General features: G+C 68.6%; 12 protein-coding genes. 9 read left to right on the forward strand and 3 right to left on the reverse strand.

Annotation, left to right across the window (positions count from 1 at the left end; translation table 11 throughout):
• Positions 1-4 precede the first annotated feature (4 nt).
• Positions 5-745 carry a PspA/IM30 family protein gene (locus ASE95_RS08740; protein WP_056634588.1) on the reverse strand — a complete coding sequence of 247 codons (741 nt, stop codon included), beginning with the start codon at positions 743-745 and terminating at the stop codon, positions 5-7.
• Positions 746-802: 57 nt separating this feature from the next.
• Positions 803-1,228: a YjfI family protein gene (locus ASE95_RS08745; RefSeq protein WP_056636034.1), complete on the reverse strand. Its 426-nt coding sequence runs from the start codon at positions 1,226-1,228 to the stop codon at positions 803-805.
• Between the two features lie 84 nt (positions 1,229-1,312).
• On the opposite strand from ASE95_RS08745, the gene ASE95_RS08750 reads away from it, so the two are divergent.
• The 8 genes from ASE95_RS08750 to alr all read left to right on the forward strand — a co-directional run bounded on the left by ASE95_RS08750 (position 1,313) and on the right by alr (position 10,431).
• The gene (locus ASE95_RS08750; RefSeq protein ID WP_156347943.1) at positions 1,313-1,954 is read left to right on the forward strand and encodes a DUF2491 family protein; all 642 of its coding nucleotides are present in this window, start codon (positions 1,313-1,315) and stop codon (positions 1,952-1,954) included.
• A gap of 22 nt (positions 1,955-1,976) precedes the next feature.
• The gene (locus ASE95_RS08755) at positions 1,977-2,390 is read left to right on the forward strand and encodes a DUF350 domain-containing protein (RefSeq protein ID WP_056634591.1); all 414 of its coding nucleotides are present in this window, start codon (positions 1,977-1,979) and stop codon (positions 2,388-2,390) included.
• 10 nt (positions 2,391-2,400) lie between these two features.
• Positions 2,401-3,033, forward strand: a complete 633-nt coding sequence (locus ASE95_RS08760) for a DUF1190 domain-containing protein (RefSeq protein WP_056634594.1) — start codon at positions 2,401-2,403, stop codon at positions 3,031-3,033.
• 59 nt (positions 3,034-3,092) lie between these two features.
• Positions 3,093-3,869 (forward strand): metallophosphoesterase family protein, encoded by a 777-nt coding sequence (locus tag ASE95_RS08765; protein WP_056634597.1) that lies wholly within the window; start codon positions 3,093-3,095, stop codon positions 3,867-3,869.
• Between the two features lie 101 nt (positions 3,870-3,970).
• On the forward strand, positions 3,971-6,322 hold the full coding sequence (locus ASE95_RS08770; protein WP_235528243.1) for a ribonuclease R family protein: 2,352 nt from the start codon (positions 3,971-3,973) through the stop codon (positions 6,320-6,322).
• A gap of 13 nt (positions 6,323-6,335) precedes the next feature.
• Positions 6,336-6,641 (forward strand): hypothetical protein, encoded by a 306-nt coding sequence (locus ASE95_RS08775; RefSeq protein ID WP_056634600.1) that lies wholly within the window; start codon positions 6,336-6,338, stop codon positions 6,639-6,641.
• 1,066 nt (positions 6,642-7,707) lie between these two features.
• Positions 7,708-8,832, forward strand: coding sequence for a DUF475 domain-containing protein (locus ASE95_RS08785; RefSeq protein WP_056634605.1), 1,125 nt, complete (start codon positions 7,708-7,710; stop codon positions 8,830-8,832).
• Between the two features lie 549 nt (positions 8,833-9,381).
• On the forward strand, positions 9,382-10,431 hold the full coding sequence (gene alr, locus ASE95_RS08790; RefSeq protein ID WP_056634608.1) for an alanine racemase: 1,050 nt from the start codon (positions 9,382-9,384) through the stop codon (positions 10,429-10,431).
• Positions 10,432-10,557: 126 nt separating this feature from the next.
• Here the strand turns inward: alr and ASE95_RS08795 are convergent, their stop codons facing one another.
• Positions 10,558-11,640 carry an alpha/beta hydrolase gene (locus ASE95_RS08795; RefSeq protein WP_056634611.1) on the reverse strand — a complete coding sequence of 361 codons (1,083 nt, stop codon included), beginning with the start codon at positions 11,638-11,640 and terminating at the stop codon, positions 10,558-10,560.
• Positions 11,641-11,653: 13 nt separating this feature from the next.
• On the opposite strand from ASE95_RS08795, the gene phaR reads away from it, so the two are divergent.
• Complete coding sequence (phaR, locus tag ASE95_RS08800; protein ID WP_056634614.1) at positions 11,654-12,211, forward strand: polyhydroxyalkanoate synthesis repressor PhaR; 558 nt, start codon at positions 11,654-11,656, stop codon at positions 12,209-12,211.
• Positions 12,212-12,779: the final 568 nt, after the last annotated feature.

The following is a 12,779-nucleotide window of genomic DNA, read 5'->3' on the forward strand; positions in this document are numbered from 1 at the left end:
CGCGTCAGCCGCCGGACTTGTCGTCGAGCCGCCCGGTCTCGCGTCGAGCCTCGCCGCCGTCGCGCGGCGCGGAGAGGCGGGCGAGGATGTCGTCGGCGCTCGACGATCCCGGCAGCAGCCCGGCACGTTCCAGCTTGGCATCGAGGTCCGCGCCGGTGCGCATATCCTCCAGCTCCGCGGAGGCGCGGAACTTCTCCTCGCGCACCGCCTGCCGTTCCTTGAGCCGGGCCAGGCTGTCCGCCGCGGAGCCGAGCTGCGACTGCGCGCCATGGGTGTTGCTGGCGATCTGCGCCTGCGCCTGCTGCACGCTCTCGTTCGCGCGCACCACGTCGACTTCGCGGCGCAACGCCTCGATCTTGCCGTCGCCCGACTTGATGATGCCGCGCATCCGGTCCTCGGCGCCGCGCATGTCGGCGACCTGCGGGGTCTTGGCGTTCACTTCGCGTTCGATCACCGCCAGCCGCTCGGCCACCTCACGCGCGAGGTCCATGTCGCCGCGGCCCATCGCCGCTCGTGCCGACGCCTCGTACTTGTCGCGCTGCGCGGTGAGCTGCTCGATATCCTTTTCGATCAGCCGGCGCTTGGCGGTGACGGTGGCCAGATCGTCGCGCGCCTTGGCCTGCGCCGATCCGGCGTCGCGGATCTGTTGATCGAGGATCGTCAGCGCGCGCGCATCCACCACCGATTGCCCGGCTTCGTGCGCGCTACCGCGGATCAGCGTGACCAATTGCTTCCACATCGACATGACTTTTCCAGTTCCTTTGGCCCGCTTCGCCGGGCCAGGTTCCTCAGACCCGATCGTTCAGGCGGTGCCGAACGCGTGCCGCAGGTCCGCGGCGGCATCCAGCGCATTATGGGCGAGCGCCCGCAGCTCGATCAAAATCGTGCGCAACGACGATTCGACCGACAATTCGCCGATCAGCTCGTAATATTCGCGATCCTCCACGTCGGTGATCGCGAAATTGGAAAGCGGCACCATCTTCTGCGCTTTCAGCAGGAAATGGTTGAAGGCCGCGGTGTCCGGCATCTCGTCGACCGGCCATAGCAGCGAGGAGACGACGATCTGCTCGCCCGCGCAACTCATGAATATCGCGAGATCGCCGTGGTCGCGCATCGTCACGCGCAGGACGTCGCCGACCCGCTCGACCTGCAATTCCTCGCTCTGTTCCGAAGCGCCCAGCGCCTCCGCCAGCCGCTCGATCGTCCACCGCTGCATTGTGTCGGTCACGTTCACAGGCCCTCCGTATGCTTGACACTCCAAGCATAAGCCCGCAGCGTTTGGCAAGGTGCATGGGCACATGGGAACGACGGCATGATCTTCGGCGGCCTGTTCGGCGGCGGGCGCGAGGCCACCCGCGCGCAAGTGGCAGTGGTGCGCGACATCACGATCGGGCGGATGGTGCGGCTGGACGCGCTGGCGTGGCGACGACTGGCCGGCGGTACGTTCACGCTGGACCGCGATACGCTGGAGATTACCGCGCAAGGGATCATCAAGCTGGACGACGGCGGCGGTTACGTTCACCGCTTCTACACCGACGACGAAATGATGTTGCAGGCGGTCAGCCAGCAACCGGACGGATCGGACGCCGACGATTTCACGCTGTTCCGGCCATGGTCGTCGACCTATGCCACCGGCGGCTGGGACGATGCGGCATTCCGCGACCGTTTGAGCCAGCCGCGCTGGGACGAGGCCGGGCTGCCGCCGTTCCGTCGTTTCTGGTACGACGGCGACGAACGGGTGCAGCCTCCGGTGCAGCTGTGGGAAGCATTGTATTACGAGCGCGACGGCGCGCCGGTGAAGCACATCCGCCAGCAATGCATGCTGTATGTCCGCGATCTCGCGCCCGAGGGGCAGGAATTGCTGCTGGCGCTGTCGGCGCGGCCCGAGGGCGGCGATACGACCCACGACATCATGATCGGCCTGCCGCTGTCGCCGGCCGAATTCTCCGCCTGACTAACCGGGAGCACGCCGACCGATGTTCGACCTGACCAATTTCCTGTTCGGCGCGGGGCACTTCCTGCTGGCGTTCGGCATCGCCTGCGTGTTCCTTGCGGGGTTCAAATGGCTGTACCAGATCTCGACGCCATATGACGAGCGGCGGCTGGTGGCCGAGGGCAACATGGCCGCGGCGATCGTGTTCGGCGGCGCGATCGTCGGCTTCGCGCTGCCGCTGGCCTCCGCGCTGGAGGTGACCGCCAACCCGGTCGAGTTCGTCGCATGGGGCGTGCTGGCCGGGGTGATCCAGGTGGTGGCGTCGTTGGTGGTGCGGCGTATGGTCATTCGCGACCTGGTGGCGCGGATCGAGACCGGCAACGTGGCGAGCGCCGTCTATATGGCGGCGACGTCGATCGCGGTCGGGCTGCTCAACGCCGCCTGCATGACCTATTGAGGCCAAAGCGATGATCGACCGACCCTTTCCGCCGCGCAAGCGCTCCGCCGCCGCCGGGCTGACCGCCGCGGGCGCGTTGGCGATGCTGTCCGGCTGCGACGGCGCGCCCGATGATCAGGCGCGCTTCGGCCCACCGACCGAGGTGTCGGCGTTCAGTACCGTCGAGGAGTGCGTGGCGAGCGGCGCGTTCGCCAAGGTGACGTGCGAGAATGCCGCCAAGGAAGCCCGGAAGACCGACGAAAAGGCCGCCCCGCGTTTCGACAGCAAGGGTCTGTGCGAGGATCAGTTCGGTGGCGGGCAGTGCCTGGCGCGCAACGAGGGCGGGCAGAGTTTCTTCGTGCCGTTGCTGACCGGATTCATGATCGGGCAAATGCTGAACGGGTCGGGCGGCTATCGCTACAACGGCCTGTACCGCAATGGTCGCAACAACAGCTGGTACACACCGGGCGGCGCGTGGCTGACCAACGGCGGCTATGGCGGGCGCGGCTATAATTACCAGGTGGGATCGCGCGCGGTCACCGCGCCGGTCACCACGCAGCGTATCCAGACGCGCAGTTCGGTGGTGTCGCGCGGTGGCTTCGGCGGGCGGGTATCGGCGCGGTCCAGCGGCGGATGGGGCGGCGGCCGATCGTTCGGCGGATAACGCAGCCGATTGCGGGTCCATGCGTTCGCCCCTGACGCAAACACGAACAAGGTACAGGGATGACCCGTTTCTTTCACGTCAGTGACGTGCATTTCGGTGCCGAGGACCCCGTCGCCGTCGCATGGTTCCGCGACGTGGTGGCGCAGGAAAAGCCCGACGCGGTCATCATGACCGGCGACCTGACGATGCGCGCGACCAAGCGCGAGTTCGACGACGGCGGTGCGTGGCTGGCCAGCCTGGGCGTGCCGGTGACGCTGGAGGTCGGCAATCACGACATTCCGTATTACTGGGATCCGCTCCGGCGGCTGTTCTCGCCCTATTCGCGTTATGCGGCGGTCGAAAAGATGATCGAGAAGCCGCTGGAGATCGACGGCATCACCATCGTGCCGCTGAAGACGACCGCTCGCGCGCAATGGCGCTGGAACTGGTCCAAGGGACGGGTGAGCAGCGGATCGCTGCGCCGTGCGATGGCGCTGGTGGAGGCGGCGCCGCGCGGCAACCTGATCTTCGTCGCCGGGCATCATCCGTTGATCGAGGGCGGCACGAAAGGCACCGCCAGGACGCGGCGTGGCGACGTCGCGCTCGCCGCCTTTGCCGATGCTGGGGTGCATGCGGTATTGTCGGGCCATGTCCACGATCCGTTCGACGTCGCCTATGAGCGCAACGGCTGGACGGTGCGGCTGATCGGGGCGGGCACGCTGTCGAAGCGGACGCGCAATTCGCCGCCGGCCTTCAACGAGATCCGCATCCATGGCGACCGGTTCGAAACCGTGGTGCGCACGATGTCGGATCGGCCGGAAATGCCGATCAGCGAGACGATGGCTGCGGGACGGTAATCCGGTTATGCGCATACCGGCCGGCGGAACACGGGACCGTCTTGCTGCGCCCGCCATGACCGCGCCGCGGTCGGGAGGACGATGCGCGATCGAAGCGGGCGATGGCGTTCGGCCGTTGCAATGCCTATCTCGATAGCGTGCCAAAGAACATGACCCCCGGCCTGCCCACGCGCGAGCAGATCCTCGACTTCATCGCCACCTCCGCGACGCCCACCGGCAAGCGCGAGATCGCGCGCGCCTTCGGGTTGAGCGCGCAGCAGAAAATCGCGTTGAAGGCGTTGCTGAAGGATATGGGGGACGAGGGGCTGATCGACTCCGCGCCCGGTCGCGCTTTCCACAAGATGGGCGGGCTGCCCAAGGTGACCGTGCTGCGCATCGCCGACGTCGACGAGGGCGGTAACGTGTGGGCGGTGCCGGAACGCTGGGAGGCCGACGTGCCCGCGCCGCGCATCCGCGTGCGTGACCGCAAGCGCGGTGCGCTGGCCGTCGGCGAACGCGTGCTGGCACGGACCGAGGAGACCGGCGGCGGGTGGACCGCGCATCCGATGAAGGTGCTGGCCCCTGCGGCCGAGCAGGTCGTCGGGGTGCTGCGCGGCGAGGGCGGGCGGCTGTGGTTGCAGGCGGTCGACAAGAAGGAGCGTCGCGAGTTCATGGTGGCCGACGCCGGCGATGCGCAGGCCGGCGATCTGGTGCTGGCGGAAATGGCCGGACGCCCGCCGCGCATTACCGCGCGCGTGGTGCAGCGGCTGGGCAATCCGTTTGCGCCGCGCAGCTTCTCGCTGATCGCGATCCACAAGCTGAGCATTCCGGACACCTTCGCACAGGAAGCGCTGGACGAGGCGGAGCGCGTCGCGCGTCAACCGATCGGCGAGGTCGGCGGGTCGGGCGGGCGCGAAGACCTGACCCGGTTGCCGATCGTCGCGATCGACCCCGCCGACGCGCGCGACCATGACGATGCGGTCTGGGCGACGCCGGATGACGATCCCGCAAACGACGGCGGGTGGAAGGTGATCGTGGCGATCGCCGACGTCAGTTTCTATGTCCGCCCCGGCAGCGCGATCGACCGCGAGGCGCGGACGCGCGGCAATTCGGTCTACTTCCCGGATCGCGTGGTGCCGATGTTGCCGGAGGTGCTGTCGGCCGATGTCTGCTCGCTGAAGGAAGGTGAGGATCGCGCCGCGTTGGCGTGTCACATGCAGGTGACGAAGGCCGGCACGCTGAAGTCGTGGCGCTTCACGCGCGCGGTGGTGCGGCTGGCGGCGAACGTCGCCTATGAAGAGGCGCAGGCGGCGATGGATGCGCGCGGTACGGACCGGGAGGTGACCGGTGTCGAGACGGCGGGCACCGACGTCCCGGTGGCGGCTGGCACCGGCTTCGGCTGGGACGTCGGGCTTGTCGACGCCGCGCTGGTGCCGCTGTGGGATTGCTGGCGTGCGCTGGCAGCGGCGCGCGAGAAGCGCGAGCCGCTCGATCTCGATCTGCCCGAGCGGCGGGTCGTGCTCGACGAAAAGGGGCGAATCATGTCGGTCGCGCCGCGCGACCGGCTGGATGCGCACCGTTTGATCGAGGAATATATGATCGCCGCCAACGTCGCCGCGGCCAAGGCGCTGGAGGCGAAGAAGGCGCCGGTGATGTACCGCGTCCATGAGCCGCCCGCGCGTGAGAAGCTGGTGGCGCTGAAGGATTATCTCGAAACGTTCGAGGTGCCGTTCGCGCTGGGGCAGGTGGTCAAGCCTTCCACCTTCAACCGCATCCTTGAGCGCGTCGGCGACGTGCCGTTCCGCCCGGAGGTGATGGAGCAGGTGCTGCGCACGCAAACCCAGGCCTATTATGCGCCCGCCAACCTCGGCCATTTCGGTCTGGCGCTGGGCAGCTATGCGCATTTCACCTCACCCATTCGCCGCTACGCCGACCTGATGGTGCATCGCGCGCTGGTCTCCGCTTACGGGCTTGGCCCCGGCGGGCTGAACGGCGACGAGGATTTCGAGCGGGCGGGCGAGACGATCAGCAAGCTGGAGCGTCGCGCGATGGAAGCGGAGCGCGAGACGATCGATCGCTATGTCGCGGCGTTTCTGGCCGAGCGGGTCGGCGAACTGGTCGACGTGCGGATCACCGGCGTGACCAATTTCGGCTTCTTCGCCACGGTGGACGGGATCGGCGGCGACGGGTTGATGCCGGTACGCGACCTGGGCGGCGAATATTTCCGGTTCGACGAAGCCGCGCGGCGGCTGGTCGGCGAACACAGTGGCGACACGTTCGCGCAGGGGCAGCGCATGGCGCTGCGGCTGGCGGAGGCAAATCCGGTGTCCGGAGCGCTGCGCTTCGAAATGCCCGAGGGCCGGTACGGCGGCGGCGGGCGCGACCGCGCGGAGGCGAAGGGCGGCAAGCCGCCGCGCGTGCTGAAGCGGCGTGGGCGGCCGGGCAACCTGCGCCACGAGAATCGCAAGAAGTAGAGGAAGAACGACGATGTCCGGAGCGGTGATGGCGGCGATGATCGCCAAGGCGCGCAACCGCGTCAGCTGGTACTTCACCTCGGCCGGGGCGACGTCGAAGGCGACGGCGACCCGCTACGAGACCCCCGACGCCCGGCTGGACCGGCGGGTGTTCAAGCGGATGCTGGCGTTCGGGGCGATCGAGAAGACCCCGGACGGGCTGTACTGGCTGAACGAGGAACGGCTGGCGGATTATCGCAAGGAGTCGCTGGCACGCGTGCTCGGCATTCTGGCGATCGCCGGCTTCGCCGCGGCGGGTGCGATGGCGATCGGCGGCTAGCTGGCCGCGACGGTCGGCGCGGCGCCGTGCCGGTCGATCATGTCGCCACCAGCCGCACAGGGTTTCTTCACGTGCAGACCGTGACCGGTGCATGCGGTCTCGCGATCGTGGCGCCGCGTTCGGGCACCAATTGTACGGCGGCGCCCTGCGCGGATCGCGGCTGGTCGCGCCACCTGTTCGATCCTTGGGCCGATCGGACCGGGTGCCGCGTGGAACCTCGTGTTGCCGGGTGCGCAATGTTCCGCCGCCTGTTTGGCGGCACCGGCGAACAGGCCCGATATCTCCTTGTCCACCGGAGCGCCGGCGCAATCCCCGCCATCGATCGGCGCACCGGCAGCATCGCCTCGCACGATCGCTGGCCACCACGTCGTCGACCGCCGCCCGCCACCGTTCGTGTTCCACCACCTCCACGCGGCGTCCCTTCGTAGCGCGACATCCGGCCGTAGATGCGGGCTGACGAGGAAGACGCATCCGAAACGGATGCAGCTGTGCCCGGCGGCGATTGCGGTCGCCGACATGGCGCGGCAACCCGGTGGACGGGAGGCGTGCCGTTTCGGGCGCTTTCCACGGGGGCTCGGGCGATGACTGGTGGTTTGGGCAGGTCGCCTGTCCGATGCGGGCGGGTGCGCGGTGTCATGCGCGCCGTGGCGAGGACGCGCGACCGACTTCGACCCCGGCTGCCAGCGACAGTCGGGGGACGGGCGCTCGGGCGTAATGCACGTGCCGGCGCGCGCGTTCGGGAAATCGCACCACGCGCCCTTCGTCGAACCGCGCGGCGAGGACCGGACCGGCGGCATCGCATCGGGCGAAACGCTGCGCATCAACATTGGGGTGTGGAGCGAGATCGCGCGCATGCCGGTGTTTGCGGACCTCGGCGACTGTGTGCCCGACGAATGCGCGACCAGAAGCGTGGTGTCGTCGGCGATGCCTGACCAGCCGCCGGTCGGGGTGCGGATGGCCGATGACCTGCGGCTGCGCGCGGGGATGCTGATCGACCGGCGCGTGACAAACAGTGCGACGGGAATTGCGTCGGATTGCGGGCAGGGAGGATCGATGGGGGCGGGTGATGCCGGGGTATTTCAAGGGATCGCTGGCGTTCACTTTGCTCTGTCTGGCGACCGGGGCATGGCTGGGCTGGACGATCACGCACGATGTGGCCGGCACGTTGGCCACGTTGTGGACCATATCGGTCCTCGGTGTGCTGGAAGTGTCGCTGTCGTTCGACAATGCGGTGATCAACGCCGCGGTGCTGCGCGACATGTCGCCGGTGTGGCGCCGGCGCTTCCTGACGTGGGGCATCGTGGTCGCGGTGTTCGGGATACGGATCATCCTCCCGCTGGTGATCGTCGCGATCGCCGCCGGGCTGGGGCCGATCGATGCGGCCCGGCTCCCCGCCAACGATCCGGTCACTTACCAGCGGATCATCACCGGCGCGCATGCCGGCATCGCAGGCTTCGGCGGCGCGTTCCTGGCGATGGTCGGGCTGACCTTCTTTCTTGACGAGGAAAAGGACACGCACTGGATCGGCATGGTCGAGCGCCCGTTCGCGGGCTTGTCGCATGCGGCGGGAATGTCGATCGCGATCGTGTTGCTGGCGCTGTTCGGCCTGTCGCGGCTGGTGCCTGCGACGGAGGGCATGACCTTCCTGACGTCCGGGCTGTTCGGGCTGATCGCGTATGTCGCGGTGCAGGCGATCGGCGTTGTGACCGCCGGCGACGGAAATGCGGCGCCGACCGGCGCGGTCGTCGCAAAGTCCGGGCTGGCGGTGTTCCTGTATCTCGAAATGCTCGACGCCAGTTTCTCGTCCGGGGGCGTGATCGGCGCGTTCGCCCTGTCGGACGACCCGTTCGTCATCGCGCTGGGGCTGGGTATCGGGGCGATGTTCGTTCGGTCGATGACGGTGATGCTGGTCGATCGCGGGACGCTGACCGAATATCGCTATCTCGAACACGGCACCTTCTACGCGATCATCATACTGGCGGCGATCATGCTGATCTCGGTTCGCATCGACGTGCCGGCGACGCTCACCGGGCTGATCGGCGCAGCGTTCATCGGGCTGGCCTTCCTCGCCTCCGTTCGGGCCAATCGCCGCGATGCCGTACCGCCCGTTTCGTGCACAGCCATTCCACAGGCAACTCACCACTTATCCACGGACCATGAACCGGTCGCCCACAGGGATATGCAGCGTTGATCCACAGGGATGTCCAGCGATAGTCCAGCGGTTATCACCGACTTATCCACAGCTTTTCAACAGGCCCCTCGATCGGCAAGTTTGTCGCATCTCGGCATGTCAGCCTCGGCAAGGGGGCGCCGGGGTTGACGCGGGCCGCGGCATCAGACGTTCGGCATGTTCTCCGACGCGTTCCTTCGCGCGGCCGGCCACACGACCTGACGCGAGATAGCGCGCAACAACCTGACCGCAGATGCTCCGCCCGCGATGGCGACGATCTGCGGCAAGGGTATCGTTATGAGGTCGGCTGAAAATTCTTCGCGAGCGACCAGGAGTGTCACGCCCGGCCGGCGTCGACGGCGCGCAACTGCGGCTGTGGACATCGGGTGAGGAATGCGGCGGAGGCATGGGTGGTGCTCGCCGTGCTACCCGCTGGCGGTAGTGCCGGTGGCCTGGTCCGGATCAGGGTCGCTATCCCGAAGTTCGATCGTGAGGCGGAGGTCGGGTGCAGCCACGCGCACTGCGACGGCATGGTGGCGCGCGGGCGGTGCAGGCGCTAACTCCCCTCGCATGCCGCATCGTCCCAATCGCCTGTACCTGTCGTCCGACGCCCTGGTCGCCAACTGGCGCGCGCTGGCGCGGCTGAGCGGACCGGCGGCATGCGGAGCGGCGGTGAAGGCGGACGGGTACGGCCTCGGTGCGCGCGCGGTGGTGCAGCGGCTGATCGGGGCGGGATGCCGGGACCTGTTCGTGGCCAGCTGGGCCGAGGCGGAGGAACTGGCCGATCTGGCTCGCGAGGCAGGCGTATCGCTGGCGGTGCTGCATGGGTTGCGGGAAGCGGATCTGACGCTGCTGGCGGCGTTGCCGGACGTGCGCCCGGTGCTGAGCACGGCCGCACAGGTCGCGCGGTGGCGGTTCGCCGCGCCGGGACGGGCGTGCGACGTGATGGTGGATACGGGGATGAACCGGCTCGGCATCGCCGCCGAAGAGATCGCCGCCGGCTTGCTCGACGATGTGGTGGTCGACACGCTGATGAGCCATCTGGCGTGCGCCGACGAACCCGGACACGCGATGAACGAGGCGCAGCGTGCACGCTTCGCGGCGCTGGCCGGACGGACGAATGCGGCGCGGATGAGCCTTGCGAACTCCGCGGGGATCGCGCTGGGTGCCGGCTATCACTTTGATCTGACACGACCGGGACTGGCGCTGTACGGCGGGGTGCCGGTGGCCGGGCTGGTCGGCGCGATCTGCCCGGTGGCGACGATCGCGGCGGAGGTGCTGCAATGCCGCACCATCGCGGCGGGCGAGACCGTGGGCTATAACGCGACGTGGCAGGCCTCGGCCGAGACGCGGGTGGCGATCGTCAATCTGGGCTATGCCGACGGCTATCGCCGGGCCTTGTCGAGCCGTGGGTGCGCGTTCGCGGGGGATGCGGCGTTGCCGGTGGTGGGACGGGTTTCGATGGACCTGGTCGCGCTCGATGTTGGCCGGGCAGACGTGCGGGAGGGCGACTGGGTCCGGTTCGACGACGATCTGGTGCATGTCGCGGAGGCGAGCGGTATCAGCCAATATGAGCTGCTTACGGGCATGGGGCGGCGGTTCGACCGGCATTGGTCGTGACGCCGCACCACCCCCGGGGCGGTGGCACGGAGGATCAGACGGTACGATCGGGGCTATTGTCGGGGCAGCGCGCGTCATGCGACGGTGGCGATGGTCGCCTCCACAGGCGGGCGGTGCCGCGCGGCGTCAGCCGGTATGCGCGTGCAGCCAGGCGGTAAGGGGATCCCACAGCAGGTTGCGCGCGCGACCACCCACCATCATGCCGACGTGCCCGGCGTGAATATCGTGGCGTGACGGCAGCCCGATCGCGGTGGCCGCGGGGACGATCCGATCGGTGAGCGAGACGAACTCGGTCGCGGGGCAGGGCAGATCGTGCGGCACGACGATCGTCCCGTCGACCGTCCATCGGCCCCGGCCGGGGCGATCGGCGGCGAACAGCCCTTCGAACATATCGGCACCGGCGGCATAGGCAAGCGGCGCGCCATCGTTCGCCCAATCCTCCAGCAGGACGAAGCGCGCGGCGGCGGCGGGGGCCATCGTCGCAAAGGCGGCGTATTTGGCGATCGTGCGCGCGGGATCGAGTTGCCAGAAGACGGTCTGCAACACCTCCATCGGCACCACGCCCAACGCGCGGCATCCCGGCGCGACCTGCGCCCACAGCGACGCGAGCGCATCGCGCGGCGCATCGCCATAGCCGCCGAAGCGCCACGGCGCGGCGATCGTCGCGACGCCCGCGACCGTGCCGGGCGGCAACGCGGCGGCGGCGGCCAGCGCGAGCGTGCCGCCGAGGCAATAACCCACCAGCAGCGGCGGCCGCGGCAGCCGCGCGAGCAGCGGCAGCAGCCGCCGCGTGACATGGCCGGCCAGATCGAGCCCGGCATCCTGCGCGCGCGGCGTTCCCCAATCCACCAGCCATGGATGGAAACCGGCGGCGGCGAGGTGTTCGAGCAGCGAATGACCCGGCGCGAGATCGAGCACGAACGGCGGGTTGATGAGCGAAGGGATCAGGACGACCGGCGGCGCATCGCTGCCCCGCGCGCCGTCACGCAGCCGCGCCGCGCCGCTGCGATAGCGAACCGGGCGCGCACGTCGTCGCCGTCGCGGCGCGTCCTGATAACGGCGCAGCCCGGCGAGCGCGGCGGCGGTGCGCTCGGGCGATGTTGCGGTTTCGCGGCGCAGCATGTCGAGGAACAGCGGCAACGGCCGCGGCCCGTATAAGCGATGTTGCAGCGCGATATTCTGTGCGATACCGCACAATGGTTCGGTCATGGGATCTCGAGCGATGAAGAAGCAGCACGCCACCGACGGAGTGGTCGTCATCAAGAAATACGCCAACCGCCGGCTCTACAATACCGAAAGCTCCTCCTACATCACGCTGGAGCACCTTGCCGCGATGACGCGGGAAGGGCGCGAGTTCAAGGTGGTCGACGCCAAGACCGACGACGACATCACCCACAACGTGCTGACGCAGATCATCATGGAGGAGGAAAGCCGCGGGCAGACGATGCTGCCGGTCAATTTCCTGCGCCAGCTGATCGCGCTGTACGGTGATTCGATGCAGGCGATGGTGCCGGATTATCTGGACGCGTCGATGGACAGTTTCCGCCGTAACCAGACCCAGTTCAAGACCGCGGTGGAAGGCGCGTTCGCCGGATCGCCGTTCGCGGACATCGCCAAGCGTAACCTGGAGATGTTCGAGGTGGCGGCGCAGGCGTTCAAGCCGCCTGTGCCGGCGAGTAACGCGGGTGCGACGGGCAACGGCACGAAGGACGGCGAGATCGCCGCGCTGAAGGCCGAACTGGCGCAGTTGCGCGACAAGGTCGACAAACTGGGCGAGTGAACCACGGCGGCGGGGGTGACTGCGTCGCCCCGCGGGCGAGTGGGCGCGGGGATGCCACGGAACCGGTGGGGCGTCCGCGCCGCGCCGGGTCGCCGCTCTCGCGGGAAGTGGCGGCAAGGGAGTTTCGACCGCGGATCAGACGCGCCGGAGGATGACGCGTGCGTCTCAGGCCGCGTCAGGATAGCGCACGTCGGGCGTCTGGCCCGGCGATCCTTGCAGTGTGGCGAGCGAAGAACGGCGTGGAGGAGCGCGGAGGCGCTGCTGCGACCCGTGGCCGTTCGGGATGACGGGCCAGTGTGCGCTGCGTCGTATGGTGGAAGGCCGAGAACGTCGGGCGTGAACCGGCATCGCGGCGACGGCATCCACGATCCCGCACCGAGGACGGACGGGCGCCGTTCGTGGCGGCCGGACGGACCATATGGGGCATCGAAGCGTCGGTTCGTTACCCCGGGCGCGACACATCGTGCCGCAGGTTGATGGTCGCCGAGGACGCGGCACCCCGGTGCGAGGCCGGGATGCCGCGGATAGCCCCGCCGGGGCTGGAACGAGGCGGGGCCGGCAGCCTGCC

It is taken from the genome of Sphingomonas sp. Leaf231, from assembly GCF_001421995.1.
In the GTDB taxonomy this organism is placed as follows: domain Bacteria; phylum Pseudomonadota; class Alphaproteobacteria; order Sphingomonadales; family Sphingomonadaceae; genus Sphingomonas.